The following is a 23,605-nucleotide window of genomic DNA, read 5'->3' on the forward strand; positions in this document are numbered from 1 at the left end:
AAGGCCGGGCCTGACTCGCTTCATCTCCGCGACGGTCTCCCGCAATTCGTTGGCAGTCTCGTGCAGGAAACCGTCATGGAGGATCATGACGCAGCAGCTGACCGTTCGTCACGCCGGCGCGTTACGGGTTCTTCTGTGCTTCAACGTGATCCGGTTCGGGCGTCGCGCAGGCTCGAGCGTGATCGTGCGTGCCATTGCCGGAACATGGCGCAGATCATGGGTGATCATGATGGTGGTGCGCCCCTCCATCAGCCGGGCCAGCGGCTCCATGATGCGCGCCGCCGTGACCTCGTCGAGGCCGGTCATCGGCTCGTCGAGCACCAGCACAGGCGCGTCGCGCAGGATGGCCCGCGCGATCGCCAGGCGCTGCCGCTGCCCGCCCGACATCAGGCGTCCCCGCTGCCCGATCGGGGTGTCGTACCGCTGGGGCAGGGTGTTGACGAAGTCGTGCACCCCCGCGAGCTCGGCCGCCTGCACGACCTCGTCGAGCGTCGCCTCCGGCCTGCCGTACGCGATGCTGTCGCGGACGGTCCCCGAGAAGAGCAGGCTTTCCTGGTGGAGCAGGGTGATGTTGTCGCGGAGAGAGGCCATGGTCACGTCGCGGATGTCGGTGCCGTCGAGCAGTATCCCTCCCGTCACGGGGTCGTAGAAGCGCAGCAGCAGCTTGGCCAGCGTCGACTTGCCCGCGCCGCTCGGCCCTGTCACCACGACGAGCTCGCCGGGTGAGACCGTGAACGACACGTTCAGGAGCGTCGGCTGGCGGCGCTTGGGATAGGTGAAGGAGACATGGGCGAACTCGATGTAGCCACGGCTGCGCGTGGCCAGGGGTACGGCGGAGGCCTTGTCGCTGACCGCGGGACGGGCCCGCAGCACCTCCATGACCCTGTCGGATCCCGCCGCCGCCTCGGAGACGGTGAGCGCGATCTCGCCGAGGCTCTGCACGGACGGATAGAGGTAGGCCAGGTAGGCGGCGAACGCCAGCAGGCCGCCGATGGAGAGACGTCCGGAGGCGATCTCCCAGGCGCCGAAGCCGATGATGACGATCAGGCAGATGGTCTCCAGCACCTGTACGGCAGGGCCGTACGCGCCGGACAGCCACGCCTGCGTCATGTTGGCCTTCAGCCAGGTGCGCCCCTCTCTGTGCAGGTGGCGTGACTCCGACCGCTGACGGTTGTAGGACTGGACGAGTGACTGGTTGGACAGGCTCTCCTCGATGACGCTGTTCATCGCGCCGTTGCTGAGCCGCTCGCGCGCGGCCGCGGTCCTGAACCGGCCGGCGAACAGCTTCGACACCAGCAGGAACGCGGGGATCAGCGCCATCGTCACCAGCGCGAGGTCCCACCTGATGTAGAAGGCGGCGCCGGCGAAGAAGACCACGCTGGCCAGGGTGGTGACCACCTTGACAAGCCCTGACCCGACGAGTTCCTCGATCGCCTGGACGTCGTCGGTGAGCCTGGCCATCAGGTCGCCGAGCTTGCGGTTGTCGAAGAAGTCGGGCGTCAGGGTCTCGAGGTGAGCGAAGACGGCGTCCCTCAGCTTGAGCAGGAAGCGTTCGGCTCCCAGCGCCGTGACGTAGGAACCGGCGAAGGAGAAGACGCCGGCGACCACCGCGAGACCCAGCCAGGTGAGGGCGGGGCGCCAGAAAGCCCCGAGGTCACCTGCGCTGAGCACCTGGTCGGTGATGTAGCCGAACAGCGCGATCGCCGCCACTTCGCACAGTGCGGCCAGGATGGCGAGCACGACGCCGGCGACGAACAGTTTCCGTAGGCCGCGGGTGTAGGGCCAGAACTCCCTGAAAGTCCTGCGGATGGTGACAGCGGGGGCGAGGGGGGAGCTGTCCCGAGCATGAAATGAGAGCCGACGGGAAATCCATCGGCTCTCACGGGTGTCAACTACCACCACCACCCCCTGCGCCAGCCGCCGCCCCAGCCCCAGCCGCCGCCCCAGCCACCGCCGCAGCCGCAGCGACGCCGACGCCGGCAGCCCCACCAGTTCGCGCTGGTCGGGTGTGTCGGGAACAGTTTGTTGAGAGTCATGTTTCCTCCCCGTGATGTGCTGTCTCTCACAACAGGACGTTAGCACCCAAATCGGGATGAATCATCAATTGTCGCGCATATTGAACATCTCTTTGCGGCGCGATCCCAAGGAGATCAAAAGGACATTTTCGGTAAATTGACGATAAATCCTCTACAGGATTGCCATACCTTGCTCGACCTGGGTCAATGCCATCTCAAGCCAGGCATGGCCGGCTGCCAGATGTCGCAAACTTTGACATGATTTCGTTGTACGGGCAAAGATGTCCGCGCAACAAATCGAACACAAAATTCCATGCCTGTATGCGGATATTTCGGCATAAGGATGGTGATCTAACGGCTTGTCGCCACGGTTATGCCTTCCGCGCGGCAATTGAGTCGTCCGTCCGCGGTGGCTGAGAAGGGGAGAGGTGGCAGGCTGAACGGGGTTACGCAAGCGCCTGCATGAAGGGAAGAGGGGGGTGGGGGCGAGGGGGTGGGCGCAGGCCGCGCGCCGCGCGGCGGCCTGCGCTTGGAGTGGCTACACGCCTGCGCGGGCGCGGCTGCTGCCGGCCATCGACTTGTCGAACACGGCCGTCTCGGAGATCTCCTCCTTCTCCTCGCGGGCCTCTTCCATCCGCAGGGCCATCCCGAGCACGAAGAGCGTGGGTGCCCACTCGCCGATGAAGATCCCCCACCGGTCGGCCCTGTCGATCCCGGCGTCCTCGGCCGTCGCGGAGATCAGCCAGGTGCAGATGGACGCGCCGATGGCGGCGAATCCCGCGGAGTACATGTGGCCGGACCTGAGGCCCATGTGATGCAACTTCTTGATCATCTAAGATCCCCCCTTGTCGTGGGGAACCTGCCCGTCCCGGTAGGCCGAAACCCGGCATGAGGGACAAAGAGTTCGTATTCTGAGCCGCGGAGGACACACCATGACCGCTGATCGCCACCGCCCCGGCCATGTCCGACGCCGCCTGGGCAGGGCGCTGCTCGGATACGCCGTCGCCCTGCTCGTCGCCGCGCTCGTGATCGCCTACTGGTGGTTCACCAGGTGATCAGGCCGGCGCCGAATATTCGGATGTGGGGCGCCGCGTAGATCGCTACCGTTGGGGCCATCTGGTCAGCCCTGCCGGTGACGCGGGTCGAATCCCGTCGGTTATCGAGGTTCGACTCCTTGCGGCCGCTCTCGTGCGGCCGCCGCCCACCTGGCGGGCACACCCGGCCGGAGTCCCCACATCCGCGCCACCGGCAGGGCTGACGAGCAGGGGAGCGGGTCGAAGGTCGTCGGTTATCGGGAACAGAGGGTCGCGGGTTCGAATCCCGCCCTCCCGCGGCAACGCGAGAGGTGGCGCAGTTCGGAAGCGCATCTGTCTAACCCGGCGGCCATCCCCACATCCGCTCCCCTTCCCACATCCGCCTTCACGGCGGGTCGAAACCGAAGGAGCACCACCGTGGCACGCGACCCCCTCGCGTCCGTCTCGGCGATCGCGACCCCGCAGAACCGGCCGATCGCCGGCCGTACAGACCAGGTACCCAACGCGGCCGGCGGCCACGTGTTCGCCAAGGACCTGTGGACCAGGCTGGAGGACTTCCTCATCCTGGGCACCACCGGCGGCACCTACTACGTCGGCGAGGACAGGCTGACAGCCGACAACGCGGACGTGCTGTTCCAGGCCATCGGCGAGGACGGCCCCCGCGTCGTCGCGCTGCTGACCGGCATCTCCACGGCCAGGCCGCCGCGCGCGCCGAAGCAGCGCCCCGCGCTGTTCGCCTTGGCCGCCTGCTACGCCAAGGGCGACGCCGACACCCGGCAGGCCGCCAAATCGGCCCTGGCCAAGGTCGCCCGCACCACCGACCACCTGGCCCAGTTCTTCGGCTACTACAAGAACCTGGGCGGCAAGGCCACCGGCAGGGGCAGCGCGCCCGTCGTGGGCCGCAGCCTGCGCACGGCGCTCGGCTCGTGGTTCCTCACCGGCGACGCCGACGACGTCGCGTTCAAGGCGTGCAAGGCCGCCCGGCGCAGGACGCCGCAGGGCGAGGCGTTCTCGCTGCGCGACGTGCTGCGCATCGCGCACCCGGCCGCCGACGACGAGCGGCGCAGGACACTGTTCGGGTGGATCGCGGGCAACGTCTCCGACGACGAGGCCCGTGACGTGCTGCCCTCCGTCGACCGGTTCCTGACCGCCAAGGCGGTCACGTCGGCCGGGCAGGCGGTCCGCGTGGTGACCGAGGCGCGCGTGCCGTGGGAGTTCCTGCCCGACGCGATGCTGCGCGAGCCCGGCGTGTGGGACGCGCTGGTGGACACGGTCGGCATGACCGCGCTCATCCGCAACCTGGCCCGCATGACCCGCATCGGCACGTTGCGGCCCATGGGTGACGCCACGGCGCGCGCGGTCGCGCGGCTGTCCGACGCCGACGCGGTCCACAGGGCGCGCATCCACCCGATGGACGCGTGGCTCGCCATGCGCGTGTACGGCTCGGGCCGTTCCCAACCGGACAGGAAGGCGGAGGCCCAGACGTGGACGCCGGTCCCGGCGATCCTCGACGCGCTGGAGGAGACGTACGAGCTGTCGTTCGGCGCCGTCGAGCCCTCGGGCAGGCGGCTGCTGGTGGCGGTGGACTCCTCGGGCTCGATGAGCCAGGCCGTCCACTCCGGCGGATCGCCGCTCGGCACCGCCTACGAGGCGGCCTGCGCCCTGGCCGTCATGCTGACGCGCATCGAGAAGGACAACGTGCACGTCATCGACGTCGACACCGTGGTGCGCGCGTCGAAGGTGACGCCGCGCACGAACCTGCGGGAGATCTCCTCGTGGGCGCCCTCGGGCGGCGGCACCGACCTATCGCTGCCGTTCACCTGGGCGGCGCGCGAGCGGTTCGCCGCCGACGGGATCGTCGTCCTGACCGACAACGAGACGTGGGCGGGCCGTTCGCACCCGAGCCAGGCGCTCACCCACTACCGCCGGTCGGTGAGCCCGGACGCCAGGACCGTCGTCGCCGCGATGACCGCCGCCGGTTACACGATCGGCGACCCGAAGGACGACGGCGTGCTCAACGTCGCCGGCCTGGACGCCTCGTTGCCGATGGTGGTCAACGGGTTCGTCAGGTCCTGACGTCCGGGGTGCCGTCAGGGCCTGGTCCTAGCCGAGGCCCTTGAGCGAGCCCACGGCGGTGCCGCCGAGCAGCTTGCCGAGCAGCTGGGTGATGAGGTCGGAGCCGGTGTGGACGGGCACCGGCGCCGAGTGGGCGGTGGCGGCGACGGCCGGAGCGGCTGCCAGGCCCAGCGCCAGCACCACGCCGGCGGTCATGATCGTGAAACGCTGCATGTTCAGTCCCCCTAAGGTGATCGTTGCCCGGCAGGTTATCGACCCCGATGGCAAGGGGCCGCCAAGTACGAGGTCGCGTTCGTCAAGGGGAGACTCAGCCCCGCGGAAAGGGTTGTGGCGCTTCATCATGAATCGCGAGAGCCGGGAGCACCCCCGTCGACGTGGCGGTTTTGCCGCGGCTTGGTGCGTCTCCTGTCACCGTGAAGTATGGACTCCTCGGGGGAGCGCTGGATTTCCGCACTCCGTGACCAGGCCGCCCGCCTGGCCTTCCCCGAGTGGGTGCCCGGACCCGACGACTGGACCTCCCTCTACACGAGCTTCGAGGAGGGTGGCGCCCCGCTGACCGAGGTGGCCGTCTACCGCGGCCACGACCGCATCCACTTCATCCGTTACACCGGCAGCGAGCTGATCGCCTTCTGGACGAAGCTGGTCGACCGCATCGCCGAGTGAGCCCCACCGCGAAACCCGAAATTGTCGGTCAGGTACGAAAGACTGATGTCCATCATGGTGATCTCCCCTTCGCTTCCCTTCACCCCCGTGCGCTCCCCTTCGGGGGACATCGTGGTGTTCTACACGGGCACCGAGCCGCGCATGTCCCGTGAGCAGGCGCTGGCGTTCGCCGACCAGCTCCGCGAGCTGGCCGCCGAGGCGCCGGGCGCCGGCATGGCCGAGGCCCTGCGCAGGGTGGACAGATGAGCCTCTACGTCGAGCTGGCGCTCACCGCCGCCGAGCGGCAGCGGGTCCGCGCGCTGGCCGGCGACGTGCCCGTGTGGTTCGCCCAGCCCAAGGAGCAAACCGGCCGCGACGCCGAGGCGTTCGCCGCGGCGAGCGTCGCGGTCGGCAACTGCCCGCCCGAATGGCTGACGGAGACGGGCAACCTGCGGTGGCTGCAGCTGTCGTCCATGGGGATCGACAGGTACCTGGAGCTCGACTGGTCCAAGCTCGGGCAGCGGATCACCGTCACGAACCTGTCGGGCACGTTCGCCGATCCCGTCGCGCAGACCTGCCTCGCCGGGCTGCTCGCGCTGTACAGGGGGACGGACGAGCTGGCCAGGCTGGGAGAACGGCGGGCCTGGTCGAAGGAGCCGATCAGGCCCAGGCTGCGGCTGCTGACCGGGGCGTCGGTCGTCATCCTCGGCGCGGGCACGATCGCGCGGCGGCTGGCCGAGCTGCTCGCCCCCTTCGGCTGCCGCGTCACGTTCTACTCGCGCAGGATGAGCCTGGCCGAGCTCGACGCCCTGCTGCCCGAGACCGACGTGCTGGTGGGGCTGCTGCCTGGCACCGAGGAGACGGCGGGGCTGCTCGACGCGGCGCGGCTGGCGCTGCTCCCGGCCGACGCGATCCTCGTCAACGCCGGGCGCGGCTCGCTGGTCGACGAGGACGCGCTGGTGGCGGCGCTGCGGGAGGGACGGCTCGGCGGGGCGGTCCTCGACGTGACGTCGACCGAGCCGCTGCCGCCGGGACACCCGCTGTGGAGCACCCCGAACACGCTGCTCACCCAGCACACCGCGGGCGGCTCCGACCAGGAGTCGGGCCAGATCCTCGAGGTCTTCGAGGACAACTGGCGCAGGTTCGTCGCGGGCGAGCCGCTGCGCAACGTCGTGCGGTGGTCGAGGGGCTACTGACCACCTGCCGGACGGCCGGCGTCACGAGCGTGACGCGGCGCCCGCCCGCGGCGGCCCTTCCTCCGTCACCCCTTCACCGCCCCACCGAGCAGGCCGGAGACGAACTGCTTCTGGAAGACGAAGAAGACGAGCATGAGCGGCAGCGTCGCCAGCAGCGCGCCCAGCATCAATCCCGAGTAGTCGACGCGGGTCAGCCCGGTCAGGTGGCTGAGCGCGACGGGGAGCACGTACTTCTCCTCGGAGTTGAGCATGAGCAGGGGCCAGATGAAGGAGTTCCACTGGCTCATGAAGGTGAAGATGACCAGCGCGCCGAGCTGGGGCCGCACCACGGGCAGCACGATCCGGTAGAAGATCCGCAGGTCGCCCGCGCCGTCCAGGCGCCCACTCTCGATCAGCTCGTCGGGGAAGTCCAGGAACGCCTGCCGCATCAGGAAGATGCCGAAGGAGTTGGCCAGGAACGGGATGACGATCGCCTGGTAGGTGTCGACCCAGCCGATGCTCGCCATCATCTGGAACAGCGGCACGAGCAGCACCTGGAACGGGATCATCATCGTCGCGAGGACCACCGCGAGCAGCACGCCGCGGCCCCTGAAGCGGAACTTCGCCAGGCCGTACCCCGCCATGGCGCTGACCAGCGCGCTGCCTACGGTGTAGACCAGCGCGGTGGCCAGGCTGTTGACGACCACCCTGGTGAAGCCGACCGCCTCCTCCAGGCCGCGCAGGTTGGCCAGCAGGTCGTCTCCCGGCAGGAACGGCGGCGGCGAGCGGAACAGCTCGCTGGTGTCGTGCGTGGAGGCGACCGCCATCCAGTAGAACGGCACGACGCTGACGAGCGCGCCCGCCGCCACCAGCAGCCAGACCAGCAGCCGCCTCATTTCAACCACCTGAACTGCGCGTAGGACAGCACGCCGATGATCAGCACGATCGCCCATGCCATCGCGGCGGCGTAGCCGAAGTCGAACTGCTTGAACCCGACCTGGAACAGCAGCAGGATCGGCGAGAGCGTCGCGTCGTCAGGGCCGCCGTCGGTCAGCACCTTGTTCTCGTCGAACAGCTGGAGCGTGCCGATCGTGGAGGTGATCGAGCAGAACAGGATCACCGGCTTGAGCTGCGGCACGACCACGCTGGTGAGCGTCCGCCACGGGCCGGCGCCGTCGATGGCCGCGGCCTCGTACTGTGATCTGCCGATCGTCTGGAGTCCGGCCAGGAGGATGACCATGTTGTAGCCGGTCCACCGCCAGGTGATGGAGGCGATCAGCGCCACCCGCGCCCACATCGGGTCGTCCAGCCAGGCGATCTCGTGGCCGAGCAACTGGTTGACCATGCCGCCCTCGGTCTTCAGCAACACCCTGAACACCACCGCGTACGCCACGAGCGTGGTCACGGCGGGCAGGAAGAAGGCGACCCGCAGGGTGGCGCGGAAGCGCAGCCACGACTGGTTGAGCACGTAGGCGAGCACCAGCGCAAGCCCGATCATGATCGGCACCTGGACGAGCAGGATCAGGCCGACGTTCAGCAGGGACCGGCCGAACCTGGCGTCGCCCAGCAGCCTGGCGTACTGGTCGAGGCCCGCCCACGCGGTGACGCCGTCCTCGGTCCGCTGGAAGCTCTGCATCAGCGAGGCCGCCAGCGGATAGGCGAAGAAGACGGCGAACAGCGCGGTGGCGGGGCCCGCGAAGATCCACGGGATCAGCCGCCGGTGACGGGGACCCGGCAGGGCGGGGGCCCTGACGAGTTTCTCGGTCAGCGCGGTCACGGCGCCGCGATCTCCCGCTTGGTGGCGGTCGAGATCTGCTTGGCGGCCTCGTCCAGCACGGTCTTGGGGTCCTCGCCGCCGACCACGGCCCGCGAGAGCAGCTTCTTGAGCAGTTCGGAGGCCTCGGCGTCGTCGTCGGTGGACTCCACGGGCGGGATGTCGCGCACCTGCTCGGCGAAGAGCTGGTTGACCGGCTGGCCGCCGAAGTAGTCGACGGGCCGGCCGAAGTAGGGGTCGGCCAGCGCGGGCAGGTAGGCGGGGAACAGGCTCTCGGTCTTCATCATCGACAGCTGGCTGTCCTTGTTCGCGGTGACGAACTCGACGAAGGCGTAGGCGGCCTGCTGATTGCGGGTCTGCCCGGTGACGGCGAGCATGGAGCCGCCGTTGGCCGAGGTGCGCACGCCGCCCTCCTCGAAGGCGGGCAGCGGGACCACCCCGAACTTGCCCGACAGTTCGGGCATCTCTGAGGTCAGCGTGCCGGTCCACCACACAGCGGTGGGCGCGGTGGCGGCCTTGCCCTCCTTGGTGGCGGTGACCCTGCCGTCCCAGCCCTTCTCGTTCTGCAGCAGGTCCTGCTTCTTCAGCTCGGCCATCAGGGTCAGCGCCTTCACGCCCGCCGCCGAGTTCACCGCGACCTTGCCGTCCTTGAAGATCCCCTGGCCCTGCTGCTGCAGCAGGGTAGTGAACAGCGGGGTGCTGTCGCCGAGGTCGGCGACGAACAGCCGCTTGCCCGTCTTGGCCTTGACCTGCAGGCCCGTCTTGACCAGCTCGTCCCAGGTCGTGACGTCCTCGGCCTTGACCCCGGCCTGCTCGAAGTAGTCACGCCGGTAGAACAGTCCGACGGGGGCGGAGTCCCATGGCAGGGCGTAGAGCTTGCCGCCTGGACCCGACGCGGTCTGCCATTTGGCGGGGTCGAAGTCGCTCTTGTACTTGGCGGCGACGGGGCCGAGGTCGACCAGGCCGTTGGGGAAGTTCTTGGCGTAGGCGGAGACGCGCTCGTCCTCCAGGTGCACGACGTCGGGCAGGCCCGAGCCGGACTGGAGGCCGACCGTGATCTTGTCGTAGACGTTGTCGTAGCCGACGTCGGTCACCTCGACCTTGACGCCGGGATGCAGCTTCATGAACTCCGGCGCGAGGCGCTGCAGTGCCTTGGCTCCGACGTCGAACGACCACACCTTGACCTCGCCGGACAGCTCCTGAGAGCTTGGCGCGATCGACGGGGCGGCCCGCTGGACGCCGCCCGTGGCGCATCCGGTCAGGGTGACCAGTGCCGCCGCGGCGGCAAGGAGAGCTTTCACTTCCGCTCCAGGTACGTACCATGTCACACGCTGAATAATGAGTGCTGAGTAACGTACGCGGAATAATGCCGAAGCGCCAGCCCTCTTGCAGCGGGAACTCCGGGAATACCCGAGCATGACGGGCAAGCTCAACGCGTCACCCCGGCGCGAGGGCGCTGGCGGTCTCGGCGCCGGTGGCGCAGGTGGTGGCGGCGCGTTCGTGGGCGGCGGGATGCTTGAGGTGGATGGGGCGGGCGCCGCCTGGTATGCATTGAGCGTCAAGGGGAGAGAAGGGGCCATGCGGATCGAGCGCCGCCCGCTGCGGGAGCAGATCAAGGACGAGTTGCTGCGCCGGCTGGAGCGGGGCGAGTTCGACCCCGCGGAGCCGTTGAACGAGGGGCAGATCGCGGCCTCGATGGGCGTCAGCAGGACGCCGCTTCGTGAGGCGCTCATCGCGTTGGAGATCGAGGGGCTGATCCGCAGCGAGCAGGGCAAGGGGTTCAGGTTCGCGCCGATGACCCCGAAGGAGTTCAGGGAGCTCGCGCAGGTGCTTTCGGGGATGGAGGCGCTGGCGCTGCAACTGTCCGACCTCGACGACCTGCGGCGGATCGCGCCCGCGCTGCTGGAGAAGGCGCGCGACTTCTCCGCGCCCAGGGCCGAGCACGGCGTCATCGAACGCTACGACGACGAGTGGCACGACCTGATGCTCAGCGGTTGCCCGAACGAGCGGCTGATCGAGCTGATCACCAGCCTGAAGCTGGGCATGCACCGGTACGAGCGGCTGGTCGTGGGTGATTCGGAGGTGCTCGAACGCGTGGCGGAGGAGCACGAGCGGATCGCCGAGCACCTGCTGCGCGGTGACGTGGCGGGCGCGGTGTCCGCGCTGCACACCAACTGGAACAGCGGCGTGAGTCGCGTCCTTGAACGGCTCCCGTGATTTTTACCTCGGCACTGACAGGCTGGTGACCTGCGGTTTCGTGCGCTCCATGACGTGAGCGCGATCACAGTTGACCGATTTGTAATCAACCGCCCCCTTGCTGGGGCGGTTGATGCGTTTGTACGGTCCCTTCATTGCCACTTAACAACTTGTTCAGTGCAGAGAATCGAGACGTTCGATGGCATCTGAGCCCTTGGGCGACCGGATCCGTGCCTATCGGAGCATGCGCCAGATGACCGTCAGGGGTCTGGCGGCGCAGGCCCAGGCGAGCGCCAGCTTCATCAGCCAGTTGGAGCGAGGCCAGACCAGTGCGAGTGTCGGGATGCTGCGGCGGATCGCCCTGGCGCTCGGCATCACGGTCGCCGATCTGTTCAGCGAAGAGGAAGCGGACGGCCATCGCGTCGTCAGAAGGACCGAGCGCCCGGAACTGCACGCGGGACGAGGCTCGCGCAAGTACCTGATCTCGCAGCGACCACTCCAGAACCTGGAGGTGTACAGCGGCGAGTTCGAGCCAGGAGCCTCCACAGGGGACGACCAGTACACCCACGGCGACTCCCAGGAGATCCTGCTCGTCCTGCGCGGCACGGTAGCCGTCCAGCTGGGCGAGAAGAGCCTGCTCCAGATGGGGCCGGGCGACAGCGTCGAGTACCGCACCTCGATCCCGCACCGCGTCGTCAACGACGGCGAGGTGGACGCCGAGGTCCTCTGGATCATCGGCCCGCCCACACCTGACTGACCCCTGACCACCCCGCAAGAACCCCATTCAACGATCAACGAGGGGGCAACCATGCTCATGCGACCCAAGCGACTGGCCGGTACGGCTGTCGCCGCGGCCTCCCTCCTGCTGGCCGCGGCCTGCGGCGGAGGCGCCGCGGCGCCCGCGGACGTCGATCTCGGCTCGGGACCCGCACAGTCCGGAGCCGTGAAGAAGGACGCCCTGAAGGGCGTGAACATGACCTTCGTGTCCTACGGAGGCGTCTACCAGAAGGGCCAGCAGGACGCGGCCATCGACCCCTTCGGCAAGGAGTCGGGCGCCCAGGTGGTGCAGGACGGCCCGACCGACTACGCCAAGATCAAGGCACAGGTCGACTCCTCCAACGTCACGTGGGACGTCGTCGACACCGACTCCATCTGGGCCGAGGCCCAGTGCGGCAAGCTGCTGCAGCCCCTCGACTTCAAGGTCATCGACAAGTCGAAGGTCCCCGACGGCCTGGCCACCGACTGCAGCGTCCCCGCGATGCAGTACGGCATGGTCCTCGCCTACAACAAGGACAAGTTCGGCGCCAACCCCCCGCAGGGCTGGAAGGACTTCTTCGACACCGCCAAGTTCCCCGGCAAGCGCGCCATCCCCGGCAACCCCGGTGACGCGGCGCCCGGCCCGTTCGAGGCCGCGCTCGTGGCCGACGGCGTCGCCGCCGACCAGCTCTACCCGCTCGACGTCGCCAAGGCGACCAAGAAGCTCGACGCCGTCCGCGGCAACCTCGTCTTCTGGAAGACCGGCGCCGAGTCCCAGCAGTTGCTGGAGTCCGGCGAGGTCGACATGGTCATGATGTGGAGCGGCCGCGCCTACGCCGGCATCAAGAACGGCGCGAAGTTCGACGTGCAGTGGAACGAGTGGATGCCCATCATGGACTCCCTGTCGGTCCCCAAGAACGCCAAGAACCCCAAGGCGTCCATGGCGATGATCAACTACTACCTGGGCGCCCAGCAGCAGGCCAAGCTCACCGAGCTGACCTCCTACTCGCCCATCAACACCGACGCCAAGCCCAAGCTCGACGAGCTCGGCGCCTCCTTCCTGACCACCCGTCCCGAGGTCGCCGACAAGCGGCTCAAGGTGGACGACAAGTGGTGGGCGAAGAACCAGCCCGAGATGATCGAGAAGTGGTCCGCCTGGCTCGGGGGCTGAGCACGCCGTGAAAGAGAGAACGGCGGGGTCCGCGCTCCTCCTGCTGCCCGCGCTGATCGCGCTCGGCGTCTTCTTCCTCTACCCGCTGGTGTCGATGCTGATCAGCGCCTTCACCGACCCTGAGCCGGGGCTGGGCAACTTCGCCTGGTTCTTCGGTGAGCGGGCGAACCTGCAGGTGCTCGGCAGGACGTTCAGCACCGCGTTCTGGGTGACGCTGGTGGCGCTGGCGCTGTCCTACCCCTACGCCTACGCGATGACGATCGCGGGGTCGAGGGCCAGGGCGATCCTGACGCTCCTGGTGCTGGTGCCGTTCTGGACCAGCCTCATGGTGCGCACGTTCGCGTGGGTGATCCTGCTCCAGGACACCGGCGTGATCAACAAGATGCTCGGCGTGATCGGGATGGGGCCCTTCAGCCTCATCCGCACCCAGACCGGTGTGGTCATCGGCATGGTGCAGCTGCTGATGCCGTTCATGGTGCTGCCGCTGTACGCGGTGATGAGCGGCATCGACAGGCGGCTGCTGCCGGCGGCCACCAGCCTGGGCGCCCATCCGGTCAAGGCGTTCCTCAAGGTGTACGTGCCGCTGTCGCTGCCCGGCGTCTCGGCCGGGTGCCTGACGGTGTTCATCAGCGCGCTCGGGTTCTACGTCACCCCCGCGCTGCTGGGCTCGCCGACCGACGCGCTGATCTCGCAGCAGATCTTCACCCAGGTGAACGGCCTGCTCAAGTGGGGCCGCGGCGGCGCGATGGGCGTCGTGCTGCTCGGGCTGACGCTCGCCATGATCGCGCTGCTGGCGCTGACGCTGCGCCGTACGGGAAGGAAGGTGACAGGATGAGGGCCCGCGGCCTGCTCTGGGCCTTCTGCGCGCTGATCGGCGTGTGGCTGGTCGCGCCCGCGCTGATCGTGGTGCCGCTGAGCTTCACCGACAAGCCGTCGCTGAAGTTCCCTCCTGACGGCTACTCCACCCGGTGGTATGCCAACTTCTTCGGCGACTCGGCGTGGATGTCCGCGCTCGGCACCTCCGTGCAGGTGGCGCTGCTGGTCACGGTCGTGGCCACCGTCCTCGGCACGGCCGCCGCGCTCGGCCTGACCAGGGCGAAGATCAAGGGTCTCGCCGTGGCACAGGGCTCCATGCTGGCGCCGATGATCGTGCCGGGCGTCGTGCTGGCCATCGGCACCTACGCGGTGTTCCTCAAGCTCCAGCTCGTGGGCACGCTCGTGGGATTCGTCATGGCGCACACCGTGCTGGCCCTGCCGTTCGTCATCATCCCGGTCACCGCCTCGCTGCGCGGCTTCGACAGGCGGCTGGAGGACGCGGCCGCCAGCCTCGGAGCGAGCAGGTGGACCGCCTTCCGCAGCGTGACGCTTCCCCTCGTCGCCCCCGGCGTGGCCTCGGGGGCGCTGTTCGCCTTCGTGACCAGCTTCGACGAGGTGGTCGTCTCGCTGTTCATCCAGAGTCCGTATCTGCAGACCCTGCCGGTGAAGATGTACGCCAGCGTCACCCGTGAGACCGACCCGACCATCGCCGCCGCGGCCACCATGATCATCGTGCTCACCACGACGCTCGTCCTCGTCGCCACCTTCTTCGTCGCCAGGAGGACCCGTGCCAAGTAGCATCGAGCTCACCGGCCTCACCAAGACCTACCACGACTTCGTCGCCGTGGACGACGTGTCGCTGTCGATCGAGCCGGGCGAGTTCATGACCCTGCTCGGGCCCAGCGGCTCGGGCAAGACCACGACGCTCAACATCATCGCCGGGTTCGTCAGGCAGACCAGCGGTCAGCTGACCGTCGACGGCACCTCCATCGGCGCCACCCCGCCGCACAAGCGCGACATGGGCATGGTCTTCCAGCACTACGCCCTCTTCCCGCACATGACGGTCGCCGAGAACGTCGCCTTCCCGCTCAAGCAGCGCAAGATCCCCAAGGCCAGGCGCGCCGAGTTGGTGGAGGCGGCCCTGGCCACCGTTCACCTCGGCGACTTCGGCCATCGCTACCCGCGCGAGCTGTCCGGCGGCCAGCAGCAGCGCGTCGCCGTCGCCCGCGCGATCGTCTACAACCCGCGCGTGCTGCTCATGGACGAGCCGCTCGGCGCGCTGGACAAGAAGCTGCGCGACTGGCTCCAGCTGGAGATCAAGCGCATCCACGCCGAGCTCGGCACCACGTTCGTCTACGTGACGCACGACCAGGACGAGGCGCTGGTCCTGTCCGACAGGATCGCGGTGTTCAACAAGGGCCGCATCGAGCAGGTCGGACCCGCCGCCGAGCTCTACGAGCGGCCGAAGACGCTGTTCGTGGCCAAGTTCCTCGGCGAGTCGACGGTCCTGCGCGGGCCCGTCTCCGACGGGGGCATCGGGGTGTGCGCGCGCAACCTGCACGTCCAGGACGGCATCGACGCCAAGGACGGCGCCCTGGTGGTGCGGCCCGAACGGCTGGCCGTCCGCAAGCCGGGGCACGAGGCGGAGGCGGGCTGGAACGCCCTGCCGGGCACCGTCACCGGCGAGATCTACCTGGGCTCCAGCCGCAAGCTGGAGCTGCGGCTGCCGGACGGCTCTCCCGCGCTGGTCCGCGAGCAGGCCGGCGGCCTGAGCGAGGCCCGCGTAGGCGACGAGGTGACGCTGACCTGGCGCGTCGCCGACTCCGTCCTCCTACCCGACGAAAGCGACGCGGAGGCTGTGCTCACGTGAACGTCACCAAGGACTTCGCCAACGGAGGAGTCTCCTTCTGGTACCGGCAGATCGGCATCCCCGACCGCAGGGCGGCCCTGCCGGGCTCGCGCGACTACGACGTCGCCATCGTGGGCGGCGGCTACACCGGCCTCTGGACCGCCTACTACCTGAAGAAGTCCCAGCCCGACCTGCGGATCGCGATCCTGGAGAAGGAGTTCGCCGGATTCGGCGCCTCGGGGCGCAACGGCGGATGGCTGTCGGCCGAGTTCGCGGGCTCGCGCGAGCGGCACGCCAAGGCACGCGGCCGTCAGGCGATGATCGACCTGCAGCACGCCATGTTCGCCTCGGTCGACGAGGTCATCCGCGTCGCCGACGCGGAGGTCATCGACGCCGACATCCACAAGGGCGGCCTCATCCACACCGCCACCAACCCCGCCCAGCGTCGCCGCCTGCACGAGGAGCTCGACGAACTGCGCGCGTGGGGGTACGGCGAGCAGGACCTGCGCCTGCTCGAGCGCGACGAGCGCGAGTCGCGCCTGCGCGTGGCGGGAGCGCTCGACGCCACCTTCAGCCCGCACTGCGCCCGCATCCAGCCGGCCAAGCTGGCCGTGGGCCTGGCCAGGGTGGTCGCCGCGCTCGGCGTCGACATCTTCGAGGGCACCACGGTCACCGCGATCAAGCCCAGGCAGGCGATCACCACCAGGGGGGTGGTGAAGGCCGAGTACGTCATCCGCGCCACCGAGGGTTTCACCGCGGGGATCGAGGGCCAGCGCCGTCAGTGGCTGCCGATGAACAGCTCGATGATCGTCACCGAGCCGCTGCCCGCCGACGTGTGGAAGCACCTGGGCTGGGAGGACCGCGAGCTGCTCGGCGACGAGGCGCACGCCTACATCTACGCCCAGCGCACCGCTGACGACCGCATCGCCATCGGCGGGCGCGGCGTGCCGTACCGGTACGGCTCCCGCACCGACGACCGCGGCGCCACCCAGCGCTGGACCGTCGAGTCGCTGTGGCGGATGCTGGTCAAGCTCTTCCCCGCCGCGGCCGACGCGCGCATCCAGCACTCCTGGTGCGGCGTGCTCGGCGTGCCGCGCGACTGGTGCTCGACCGTCCACCTCGACCACGAGACGGGGCTCGGCTGGGCGGGCGGCTACGTCGGCAGCGGCGTCACCACCACCAACCTGGCCGGGCGCACGCTGCGCGACCTGGTGCTGCGCCAGGACACCGAGCTGACGGCGCTGCCCTGGGTGGGCAGGCAGGTCCGCCAGTGGGAGCCAGAGCCGCTGCGCTACGCCGGCGTCCAGCTCATCTACACGCTGTTCCGCGCCGCCGACCGGCGCGAGAACGACAGGGGCACCACCACCTCCGGGTACGCCCGCCTGGCCAACCTGATTGCGGGGCGCTGATGACGCATCTGACCGACGCCGTGTCCGTGGCGCTTCCTCCCGCCGTTCCCAAGCCCACCAGCCTGACCGGGCAGCGCGAGTCGACGCTCCAGCTGTGGCGCGACGGCGGCGCGGAGACGGGAGTGTGGGAGTGCGAGCCCGGCACCTTCACCGCCGTGCGTGACGGCTTCCACGAGATCTGCCAGATCCTGACCGGCAGGGCCACGCTGACCGCCGAGGACGGCGAGGTGACCGAGCTCGGCCCCGGCTCGACCGTGGTGCTGCGGGACGGCTGGAAGGGCACGTGGGTGGTGCACGAGACGATGCGCAAGACCTATATCACAATTGACACAAATCCTACCTGATAAGTAGATTACTGGGCGGCCCGTCGTGATGGCGGGCCGTCTTCTTCGCCAAATTTCCTGCTTTTCCTACTTGGATATGTGATATGAGTAAGCGCATCGTTCTGGCCCTCACCGCCCTCCTTGCCGTCTCCGCCTGCGGATCGAACGGCTCAGGCGACTCCGCGGGGGCCGCCGCCAACCCGTACAAGCTCCTTCAGCCGGGGACCGTCAGGGCGGGGACGCTGACCGACGCGCCGCCCAACGTCTTCCTCAAGGACGGCAAGTTCACCGGCTTCGACAACGACCTGTTCTCCGCGGTCGCCGCCAAGGCCGGCCTCAAGGTGGAGTTCGTCGGCACCGACTTCTCCGCGCTGCTGTCGCAGGTGGCCACGCACAAGTTCGACGTGGGCAGCTCCTCCATCACGATCACCGAGGCCCGCAAGAAGACCGTCGCCTTCACCAACGGCTACGACTTCGGCTACTTCGGCCTCGACGTGCCGTCCGGCTCGGCGATCAAGTCCTTCGACGAGCTCAAGGGCAAGCGGGTGGTCGTCGTCCAGGGCACCGTCCAGGACGACTACGCCACCCAGCAGGCCCTCGACCCCGTCCGGGTGCCCGACTACAACGGCGCGGTCAACCAGCTCAAGGCAGGCACCGCCGACGCGTGGATCTCCCCGGCCGAGATCGGCGAGACCAGCGCCAAGGAGAGCGGCGGCAAGATCGCGCTCGCCGCCAAGCGGCTCAGCCCCGCGCCGACGGCCTTCGCGGTCGCGCAGGACAAGCCCGAGCTGCTGGCCGCGCTGAACAAGGCGCTGGACGAGGTCATCGCCGACGGCACATGGAAGAAGCTGCAGGACCAGTACTACCCCGGCCGTCCGATCCCCGCGGACTTCAAGCCGGGTAGCGCGGGCGCCCGATAATGGACTGGTTGTCGACGCTGTGGCGGATGTTCTTCGACTGGGAGTCCATGCGCGAGGCGCTGCCCGACATGCTCACCGTCGGGCTGCCCAACACGCTGATCCTGGCCGGCGTCTCCGCCGTGCTCGGCACGGTCCTCGGCATGCTGCTGGCCATGGCGGGCATCGCCAGGGCCAGATGGCTCAGATGGCCCGCGCGCGTCTACACCGACGTCTTCCGCGGGCTGCCCGCCGTGGTGACCATCCTGCTCATCGGGGTCGGTCTCGCGCCGATCGGCATGCGCGTCTGGGGACCCAACCCGTATCCGCTGGGCATCCTCGCGCTCTCCCTGGTCGCCGCCGCCTACATCGGTGAGATCTTCCGGTCAGGCATCCAGAGCGTCGAGAGCGGCCAGCTGGAGGCAGCCCGCGCGCTGGGGTTCTCCCGCGGCGCCGCGCTGCGCATGGTGATCATCCCCCAGGGCGTACGGCGGGTGCTGCCCGCCCTGGTCAACCAGGTCATCGCGCTCATCAAGGAGTCGAGCCTGGTCTACTTCCTCGGCCTCCTGGCCACCCAGCGCGAGCTGTTCAGGATCGGGCAGGACGCGGCGGCCAACACCGGCAACGAGTCCGCGCTGGTGCTGGCGGGACTGTTCTACCTGCTGCTCACCGTGCCGCTCACGCACCTGGTGAACCACATCGACAGACGGCTGAGGGCCGCACCGAAGGAGGCGAGGGCATGAGCGGCGTCGTCACCCGCGACATCCACCTGTCCTTCGGCGCCACACCCGTCCTGCGCGGTGTCGACCTCGACGTCGAGCACGGGCACACCGCCTGTGTCATCGGGCCCTCAGGCTCGGGCAAGTCGACGTTCCTCCGCACGATCAACCGGCTGCTCGAACCCTCCAGGGGCGACGTCCTCCTGGACGGTCAGAGCGTGCTGGGGGAGGACCCCGACCGGCTGCGGCGCCGGATCGGGATGGTGTTCCAGCAGTTCAACCTGTTCCCGCACATGAGCATCCTGCGCAACCTCACGCTGCCGCTGCGCAAGATCAGAGGCGTGTCCGCCGACGAGGCCGAGGTGATCGCCAGGCGCCAGCTCGACCTGGTCGGCCTCGCGGGCAAGGCGGATGCGCGGCCCGGGCACCTGTCAGGCGGCCAGCAGCAGCGGGCCGCCATCGCCAGGGCCCTGGCGATGGAGCCGCAGGTGATGCTCTTCGACGAGGCCACCTCGGCGCTCGACCCCGAGCTGGTCAAGGGCGTGCTGGGGCTGATGGCCGACCTGGCCCGCGAGGGCATGACCATGGTGGTCGTCACCCACGAGATGGGCTTCGCCCGCGAGGCGGCCGACACCGTGGTCTTCCTCGACGAGGGGGTGTCGGTGGAGGCGGGGCCGCCCTCGCAGATCTTCGAGGCGCCGGTCAGCCCCAGGCTCAAGCAGTTCCTGTCCGACGTGCTGTGAGCGTGGCGCCCGGCGGTACCCGCCGGGTGCGCCCCCCGGCCGTCCAGGTGTAGGTGACGTGATCCGACAGGTTGGTGAGCGTGGTCGTCCCGCCCTCGTGGCGGACCGCCACGCTGCCGCCGCCGACCGGGATGCCGGAGACGGCCAGCCAGTCGACCCCAGCGGGCAGCGAGGGCTCCGTGGCGATCGCGCTGCCGTACGGCCGCACCCCAAGCAGGCCCTCCACCACCTGGCTGACCAGCGTGAACGACACCTCCGGATAGTCGCCGTTGCGCCCGCCCGCCACGTGCTCGCCTTCGCGGGAGGCGTAGATCTCCCTCATCCACCGCCAGGCCGCCTCCGGCCTGCCGTGCCGGAAGAACGTGTCGGGCAGGTACGTCCACGCCTCCACGTTGTGCGGCCTGCCGGGACCGCCGGCCTGGGCGTCGATGTGGTCCAGGAGGTCGTCGTCGGCGGTGAGCCGCTTCAGCGCGGGGAACCAGCTGCTCTCCATGCCCCAGCCCGTGACGGGCGTGCCGTCCCTGGTGAAGCCGCGCACGCCCGTCCACTCGGACGCGAAGTGGCGGCGCAGGTCGGCGGCTCGCCGCTCGTAGTCCTCGCCGTCCAGGCCGCGCGTCCTCGACAGCTCGGCCATCGCCAGGAAGGCGGCGTACCGCGCGGCGACGCCGTCACCGGCCACCGCCAGCGGTTCGGCGTCCTGCTCGTTGTAGGTGGCGGTGCCCTCGAAGATGCTCGCCCCCATGGCGGTCGGGGGCAGCTCGACCGCCCGCCGGTAGTAGTCCCACAGCACGGGGTCGTCGACGTAGGCGCGGTCGCCTGTCCACCGGTAGGCGACGGCGCCCGCCTCCACCAGCTCGTACCCCGCGGGCGCCTCCCTGACGAACGCGTCGGGACCGCGGTAGTCGATCGCCAGGTAGGAGCCGTCGAAGTTGAACGCCCACACGGGGCGGTGGCCGTGCTCCTCGGTGGCCGAGGCGGCGAAGCAGCGCAGCATCGCGAGGTTGGCCTCGTCGAGGCCGAGCAGGTGGGCACCTGGCAGCTGGTGGACGAAGTCACGCAGGTAGAAGCCGCTGCGGTGGGCGTACCCCGCCCAGTACGAGGGCAGGTAGACGCCCTCGCCCGTGCCGGACGGCTGCCGCTCGTCGACGTTGAGCGGGCCGCGCGACCCCGCGGGGTGCGCCCAGCGCAGCGCCCTGTCGCACGCCCACTCGAACATCGCCACCAGCTCCTCGTCGGAGGAGTCGATACGCATGGAGGATTCCGATCTCAGGGCCCTCACGGGCCGAGGCTGGGGCGGACCACCAGCTCACCTGGGAGCAGGAGGCCCGCCTGGGGGGTGACACCGTCCTCGACGATCTGCAGCAGCCGGCTGACCAGCGCCTCGGCGATACGGCGGAGCGGTAGCCGTACGGTGGTCAGGGCCGGTTGCAGGAACGCGGTGACGGGCAGGTCGTCGAAGGCGGCCAGGGCCAGGTCGGCGCCGATCTCCACGCCCTCGGCCCGGGCGGCGGCGTAGACGCCGAGCGCGAGCCAGTCGCCCCCTGCCACGATCGCGGTCGGGCGGGAGCGGCCGGTCAGCAGCTCACGGGTGGCCGCGACGATCTCGCCAGGGTCGTCGCCGGGCACGGAGAACTCCTGGCCCGCCATGCCGTGGCGGCGTACGCCCGCGAGGAACCCGTCGCGCCGGTCGTCCATCCACGGCTGCTCGGCGGAGGAGCCGAGGAAGGCCACCTTGCGGTGCCCTCTGGCCGCCAGCAGGCCCACCAGCTCGATCACCGCCTGGACGCTGTCGACGTCCACCCACGACTGCGGGTGCTCGGGCTCCGTGCGGCCGAAGGCGGCGAAGGGGAAGCCCTCCGTGGCCAGATGGGCGACACGGGGGTCGTCGCGCAGTATGTCGGACAGCAGGAAGCCGTCCACCGTGCGCGCGGCGATCAGCTCGTCGAGCGACTGCTCCTGGCTCTGTCCCGGGCGCGGCCTCACCAGCAGGATCCGGTAGCCGGCCTCGCCCGCCGCGGACACGACCGCCTCGAGGAAGCCGCCCATCAGCGGGTTGGGGTTGGCCGGATCGTCCACCGGCGTCGGGTAGGCGATGATCCGCCTGGTGCCGGACTTCAGGGCGCGCGCCGACTGGTCGGGCCGGTAGCCGAGCTCCTCGATCAGCGCCGTCACCCGCTCCAGCGTCTCGGCCTTCAGCCGGTGCGGGGCGTTGAGCGCGTTGGAGATCGTCTGACGTGACACGCCGGCCGCGCGCGCGACGTCCTCGATGGTGACCCCGCGCTCGCGTGGCCGACGTGTCGTCACCTAGTCTCTCCTCAGCTTCAGCAGGCCGCCCATGGGCACCTCTACCAGGCTCGCTCCCGCGTCGAACCGCAGCCTGTCGGCCCTGACGAGCGAGCCTCCGCAGTCGAAGACCTCGGCTCGTGCCTCGCCCTCGCCGTAGAGGACCACGCGGGGGTCGGGGTCGGCGTTGGCGACGAGCACCTCGCCCCTGCCCGGCACGTCCACGGCGAGGGGAGCGTAACGCGCGATGATCGTGGTCTCCCCATCGTAGGCCCGCACGAGGGGGTAGCCGTGCTCTGGCTGGGCCGGTTCGAGCACGCCCAGCTGCAGCGCGTCGAGGTGGCGGCGGAAGATCCCCAGCCAGAACCCGATGGCGGCCAGCTGGTCGGGCCGCTGCGCCGCCAGGTCGACCGACAGCTGCGGCACCGAGAACAACGCGTTGATCAGGTGGACCGCGACTTGCTCGGCGGGCTCGTCCGGGTGCCAGAGGATCATGTCCGAGTGGACGGCGACCGGGCCGGCGGTCAGCCGCAGGTCGATCGTGCGCTGCCGGTTCTCCTGCGGGCTCAGCGGGCAGTCGGTCGCCCGCACCATGTTCGCGTACGGCCACAGCCCGGGGCTCGTGTACGGCTGGCGGTGCTCGATCAGCACCTCCGGCCTGGTACGGCGCAGCCGTGCGTCGAGATCGTGCAGCAGCCGCCGCACCCCCTCGTCCACCTCCGCGCAGTCGGCGCCGTCGGCGGGCGCCGGATCGCCGCCGGGCGTGGCGAACCGGTCCACGAAGTCGATCTTCAGGCCGTCCATGCCCCAGAGCTCGACCGCCTGGGCGAGCCTGCCGACGAGGAACTCGCGCACCTCGGAGTGGCGCGGGTCGAGCACCGCCGCGTCCATGTGGTCGAGGTAGCGCAGGAACCTGCCGTCGAAGCGCTCGAAGGCCGCGTTGTGCTTGCCGACGAACGGCAGCGCGTACCACAGCATGTAGGCCATGCCGTTGCTCTGGACCCTGCGCACGTGGCTCGCGATGTCGGGGAACGCCTCCTTGTTGGGCTCCCAGTCGCCGCAGAAGGCGTAGCCGCGCGTCCGGTCGGCGGTCTGCCAGCCGTCGTCCACGATGATCGTCTCGCAGCCGAGCCGCTTCGACAGCCTCGCCTGCACCTCCACCGCCTCCTCGGTGACCTCCTGATGCATGCTGTACCAGGTGGAGTAGACCGGGAGCCTGGCCTGACGTGGCGTCGGCGGCAGGTGGCGGCCCTCCTGCCACCACTCCGCCACGCCGGCCAGGGCCGCGGAGTACAGCCGGTCCGACAGGTCGAGCCTGATGCGCAGCCCGTCGCCCTGCAGGGTGAAGACGAACTCGCCGGACTCCTCGATCAGCCCTCCGGTGAAGCTCACCGGCGCCACCGACTCCGCCAGCGCCGCCGTGCACACGTTGGCGCCCGCCGTACCGACCAGGCTCACCACGGGCGCGCCCACGGTCAGCCTGGCCGTCATCGGCGCGTTCCAGATCGGCGGCACCCAGCGGGTGCCGCTGCCCGGCGTCCAGAAGGCGGCGGTGTTCACGCACGGCACCCTCCACTGCGCCGCCGTCGCCTCGGGGGCGTCGATCAGCCAGACGCCCTCGGCGACCGGCGTCACCGTGACGCCGGTGGTCCCCGCGACCGACACCTCGACCCCGCCCGCGTGGACCACGGTCGTCTCGCCGAGCGCGTGCGGCTCCCAGATCTGCAT

The 23,605-nt window shown here is 69.5% G+C and carries 26 protein-coding genes; 16 read left to right on the forward strand and 10 right to left on the reverse strand.

Features of this window, described 5'->3' with window-relative positions; genetic code table 11:
• Nucleotides 1-108 precede the first annotated feature (108 nt).
• The 3 genes from AB0B45_RS05305 to AB0B45_RS05315 form a co-directional block, all read right to left on the reverse strand.
• Nucleotides 109-1,740 carry an ABC transporter ATP-binding protein gene (locus AB0B45_RS05305; RefSeq protein ID WP_358125602.1) on the reverse strand — a complete coding sequence of 544 codons (1,632 nt, stop codon included), beginning with the start codon at nt 1,738-1,740 and terminating at the stop codon, nt 109-111.
• Nucleotides 1,741-1,892: 152 nt separating this feature from the next.
• Entirely contained in the window at nt 1,893-2,036 is a 144-nt protein-coding gene (locus tag AB0B45_RS05310; protein ID WP_358125605.1) for a hypothetical protein, read from the reverse strand.
• A 517-nt stretch (nt 2,037-2,553) separates the two neighbouring features.
• The gene (locus AB0B45_RS05315; RefSeq protein ID WP_358125608.1) at nt 2,554-2,847 is read right to left on the reverse strand and encodes a hypothetical protein; all 294 of its coding nucleotides are present in this window, start codon (nt 2,845-2,847) and stop codon (nt 2,554-2,556) included.
• 100 nt (nt 2,848-2,947) lie between these two features.
• Here AB0B45_RS05315 and AB0B45_RS05320 point away from each other — a divergent pair, with 100 nt between their 5' ends.
• On the forward strand, nt 2,948-3,070 hold the full coding sequence (locus tag AB0B45_RS05320; protein WP_358125611.1) for a hypothetical protein: 123 nt from the start codon (nt 2,948-2,950) through the stop codon (nt 3,068-3,070).
• Nucleotides 3,071-3,466: 396 nt separating this feature from the next.
• Entirely contained in the window at nt 3,467-5,125 is a 1,659-nt protein-coding gene (locus tag AB0B45_RS05325) for a TROVE domain-containing protein (RefSeq protein WP_358125614.1), read from the forward strand.
• 27 nt (nt 5,126-5,152) lie between these two features.
• Here the strand turns inward: AB0B45_RS05325 and AB0B45_RS05330 are convergent, their stop codons facing one another.
• Nucleotides 5,153-5,338, reverse strand: a complete 186-nt coding sequence (locus tag AB0B45_RS05330) for a hypothetical protein (protein ID WP_358125617.1) — start codon at nt 5,336-5,338, stop codon at nt 5,153-5,155.
• Between the two features lie 207 nt (nt 5,339-5,545).
• Between AB0B45_RS05330 and AB0B45_RS05335 the strand changes: the two genes are divergently transcribed.
• The 3 genes from AB0B45_RS05335 to AB0B45_RS05345 are packed head-to-tail and all read left to right on the forward strand — an operon-like array spanning nt 5,546 to nt 6,963.
• Nucleotides 5,546-5,788 (forward strand): hypothetical protein, encoded by a 243-nt coding sequence (locus AB0B45_RS05335; protein WP_358125620.1) that lies wholly within the window; start codon nt 5,546-5,548, stop codon nt 5,786-5,788.
• A gap of 45 nt (nt 5,789-5,833) precedes the next feature.
• Nucleotides 5,834-6,034, forward strand: coding sequence for a hypothetical protein (locus tag AB0B45_RS05340; protein WP_358125623.1), 201 nt, complete (start codon nt 5,834-5,836; stop codon nt 6,032-6,034).
• Nucleotides 6,031-6,963, forward strand: a complete 933-nt coding sequence (locus AB0B45_RS05345) for a D-2-hydroxyacid dehydrogenase (protein WP_358125626.1) — start codon at nt 6,031-6,033, stop codon at nt 6,961-6,963. Before AB0B45_RS05340 ends, AB0B45_RS05345 begins: the two co-directional genes overlap by 4 nt.
• A gap of 65 nt (nt 6,964-7,028) precedes the next feature.
• On the opposite strand, the gene AB0B45_RS05350 is transcribed toward AB0B45_RS05345, so the two are convergent.
• The 3 genes from AB0B45_RS05350 to AB0B45_RS05360 are packed head-to-tail and all read right to left on the reverse strand — an operon-like array spanning nt 7,029 to nt 10,017.
• The gene (locus tag AB0B45_RS05350; protein WP_358125629.1) at nt 7,029-7,838 is read right to left on the reverse strand and encodes a carbohydrate ABC transporter permease; all 810 of its coding nucleotides are present in this window, start codon (nt 7,836-7,838) and stop codon (nt 7,029-7,031) included.
• Nucleotides 7,835-8,719 carry a sugar ABC transporter permease gene (locus AB0B45_RS05355; RefSeq protein WP_358125632.1) on the reverse strand — a complete coding sequence of 295 codons (885 nt, stop codon included), beginning with the start codon at nt 8,717-8,719 and terminating at the stop codon, nt 7,835-7,837. The genes AB0B45_RS05350 and AB0B45_RS05355 overlap by 4 nt, the downstream gene beginning before the upstream one ends.
• A complete protein-coding gene (locus AB0B45_RS05360) occupies nt 8,716-10,017 on the reverse strand; it encodes a sugar ABC transporter substrate-binding protein (protein WP_358125636.1) in 1,302 nt (433 codons plus the stop codon). Before AB0B45_RS05360 ends, AB0B45_RS05355 begins: the two co-directional genes overlap by 4 nt.
• Nucleotides 10,018-10,132: 115 nt before the next feature.
• On the opposite strand from AB0B45_RS05360, the gene AB0B45_RS05365 reads away from it, so the two are divergent.
• The 11 genes from AB0B45_RS05365 to AB0B45_RS05415 all read left to right on the forward strand — a co-directional run bounded on the left by AB0B45_RS05365 (nt 10,133) and on the right by AB0B45_RS05415 (nt 19,594).
• Complete coding sequence (locus AB0B45_RS05365; protein WP_358125639.1) at nt 10,133-10,933, forward strand: GntR family transcriptional regulator; 801 nt, start codon at nt 10,133-10,135, stop codon at nt 10,931-10,933.
• A gap of 178 nt (nt 10,934-11,111) precedes the next feature.
• Nucleotides 11,112-11,669, forward strand: a complete 558-nt coding sequence (locus AB0B45_RS05370) for a cupin domain-containing protein (RefSeq protein ID WP_358125642.1) — start codon at nt 11,112-11,114, stop codon at nt 11,667-11,669.
• A 51-nt stretch (nt 11,670-11,720) separates the two neighbouring features.
• Nucleotides 11,721-12,839, forward strand: coding sequence for an ABC transporter substrate-binding protein (locus AB0B45_RS05375; protein WP_358125646.1), 1,119 nt, complete (start codon nt 11,721-11,723; stop codon nt 12,837-12,839).
• Between the two features lie 7 nt (nt 12,840-12,846).
• Entirely contained in the window at nt 12,847-13,674 is an 828-nt protein-coding gene (locus AB0B45_RS05380) for an ABC transporter permease (protein WP_358125649.1), read from the forward strand.
• Entirely contained in the window at nt 13,671-14,453 is a 783-nt protein-coding gene (locus AB0B45_RS05385) for an ABC transporter permease (protein ID WP_358125652.1), read from the forward strand. The genes AB0B45_RS05380 and AB0B45_RS05385 overlap by 4 nt, the downstream gene beginning before the upstream one ends.
• Nucleotides 14,443-15,525, forward strand: a complete 1,083-nt coding sequence (locus tag AB0B45_RS05390; protein WP_358125655.1) for an ABC transporter ATP-binding protein — start codon at nt 14,443-14,445, stop codon at nt 15,523-15,525. The genes AB0B45_RS05385 and AB0B45_RS05390 overlap by 11 nt, the downstream gene beginning before the upstream one ends.
• A complete protein-coding gene (locus AB0B45_RS05395; protein ID WP_358125658.1) occupies nt 15,522-16,913 on the forward strand; it encodes an FAD-binding oxidoreductase in 1,392 nt (463 codons plus the stop codon). The genes AB0B45_RS05390 and AB0B45_RS05395 overlap by 4 nt, the downstream gene beginning before the upstream one ends.
• On the forward strand, nt 16,913-17,257 hold the full coding sequence (locus AB0B45_RS05400) for a cupin domain-containing protein (RefSeq protein ID WP_358125661.1): 345 nt from the start codon (nt 16,913-16,915) through the stop codon (nt 17,255-17,257). Before AB0B45_RS05395 ends, AB0B45_RS05400 begins: the two co-directional genes overlap by 1 nt.
• 83 nt (nt 17,258-17,340) lie before the next feature.
• Nucleotides 17,341-18,156, forward strand: a complete 816-nt coding sequence (locus tag AB0B45_RS05405) for an ABC transporter substrate-binding protein (RefSeq protein ID WP_358125664.1) — start codon at nt 17,341-17,343, stop codon at nt 18,154-18,156.
• 8 nt (nt 18,157-18,164) lie between these two features.
• Nucleotides 18,165-18,875 (forward strand): amino acid ABC transporter permease, encoded by a 711-nt coding sequence (locus AB0B45_RS05410; protein WP_358125667.1) that lies wholly within the window; start codon nt 18,165-18,167, stop codon nt 18,873-18,875.
• The gene (locus tag AB0B45_RS05415; RefSeq protein ID WP_358125670.1) at nt 18,872-19,594 is read left to right on the forward strand and encodes an amino acid ABC transporter ATP-binding protein; all 723 of its coding nucleotides are present in this window, start codon (nt 18,872-18,874) and stop codon (nt 19,592-19,594) included. The genes AB0B45_RS05410 and AB0B45_RS05415 overlap by 4 nt, the downstream gene beginning before the upstream one ends.
• On the opposite strand, the gene AB0B45_RS05420 is transcribed toward AB0B45_RS05415, so the two are convergent.
• The 3 genes from AB0B45_RS05420 to AB0B45_RS05430 are packed head-to-tail and all read right to left on the reverse strand — an operon-like array spanning nt 19,566 to nt 23,605.
• Nucleotides 19,566-20,846 (reverse strand): hypothetical protein, encoded by a 1,281-nt coding sequence (locus tag AB0B45_RS05420; RefSeq protein ID WP_358125673.1) that lies wholly within the window; start codon nt 20,844-20,846, stop codon nt 19,566-19,568. The two genes, AB0B45_RS05415 and AB0B45_RS05420, sit on opposite strands and share 29 nt — an antisense overlap.
• A 23-nt stretch (nt 20,847-20,869) precedes the next feature.
• Nucleotides 20,870-21,898, reverse strand: coding sequence for a LacI family DNA-binding transcriptional regulator (locus AB0B45_RS05425; RefSeq protein ID WP_358125677.1), 1,029 nt, complete (start codon nt 21,896-21,898; stop codon nt 20,870-20,872).
• Nucleotides 21,899-23,605 carry a glycoside hydrolase family 36 protein gene (locus AB0B45_RS05430; RefSeq protein WP_358125681.1) on the reverse strand — a complete coding sequence of 569 codons (1,707 nt, stop codon included), beginning with the start codon at nt 23,603-23,605 and terminating at the stop codon, nt 21,899-21,901. It lies immediately after the preceding gene.

It is taken from the genome of Nonomuraea sp. NPDC049152 (genome assembly GCF_040648355.1).
In the GTDB taxonomy this organism is placed as follows: Bacteria; Actinomycetota; Actinomycetes; order Streptosporangiales; family Streptosporangiaceae; genus Nonomuraea.

Coding starts and splice junctions, on each gene's coding strand:
- AB0B45_RS05420 (WP_358125673.1), bottom strand. CDS start 20,846: ATGCGTATCGACTCCTCCGACGAGGAGCTGGTGGCGATGTTCGAGTGG.
- AB0B45_RS05345 (WP_358125626.1), top strand. CDS start 6,031: ATGAGCCTCTACGTCGAGCTGGCGCTCACCGCCGCCGAGCGGCAGCGG.
- AB0B45_RS05320 (WP_358125611.1), top strand. CDS start 2,948: ATGACCGCTGATCGCCACCGCCCCGGCCATGTCCGACGCCGCCTGGGC.
- AB0B45_RS05335 (WP_358125620.1), top strand. CDS start 5,546: ATGGACTCCTCGGGGGAGCGCTGGATTTCCGCACTCCGTGACCAGGCC.
- AB0B45_RS05350 (WP_358125629.1), bottom strand. CDS start 7,838: ATGAGGCGGCTGCTGGTCTGGCTGCTGGTGGCGGCGGGCGCGCTCGTC.
- AB0B45_RS05415 (WP_358125670.1), top strand. CDS start 18,872: ATGAGCGGCGTCGTCACCCGCGACATCCACCTGTCCTTCGGCGCCACA.
- AB0B45_RS05365 (WP_358125639.1), top strand. CDS start 10,133: ATGACGGGCAAGCTCAACGCGTCACCCCGGCGCGAGGGCGCTGGCGGT.
- AB0B45_RS05330 (WP_358125617.1), bottom strand. CDS start 5,338: ATGCAGCGTTTCACGATCATGACCGCCGGCGTGGTGCTGGCGCTGGGC.
- AB0B45_RS05315 (WP_358125608.1), bottom strand. CDS start 2,847: ATGATCAAGAAGTTGCATCACATGGGCCTCAGGTCCGGCCACATGTAC.
- AB0B45_RS05340 (WP_358125623.1), top strand. CDS start 5,834: ATGTCCATCATGGTGATCTCCCCTTCGCTTCCCTTCACCCCCGTGCGC.
- AB0B45_RS05310 (WP_358125605.1), bottom strand. CDS start 2,036: ATGACTCTCAACAAACTGTTCCCGACACACCCGACCAGCGCGAACTGG.
- AB0B45_RS05405 (WP_358125664.1), top strand. CDS start 17,341: ATGAGTAAGCGCATCGTTCTGGCCCTCACCGCCCTCCTTGCCGTCTCC.
- AB0B45_RS05375 (WP_358125646.1), top strand. CDS start 11,721: ATGCTCATGCGACCCAAGCGACTGGCCGGTACGGCTGTCGCCGCGGCC.
- AB0B45_RS05370 (WP_358125642.1), top strand. CDS start 11,112: ATGGCATCTGAGCCCTTGGGCGACCGGATCCGTGCCTATCGGAGCATG.
- AB0B45_RS05400 (WP_358125661.1), top strand. CDS start 16,913: ATGACGCATCTGACCGACGCCGTGTCCGTGGCGCTTCCTCCCGCCGTT.
- AB0B45_RS05430 (WP_358125681.1), bottom strand. CDS start 23,605: ATGCAGATCTGGGAGCCGCACGCGCTCGGCGAGACGACCGTGGTCCAC.
- AB0B45_RS05385 (WP_358125652.1), top strand. CDS start 13,671: ATGAGGGCCCGCGGCCTGCTCTGGGCCTTCTGCGCGCTGATCGGCGTG.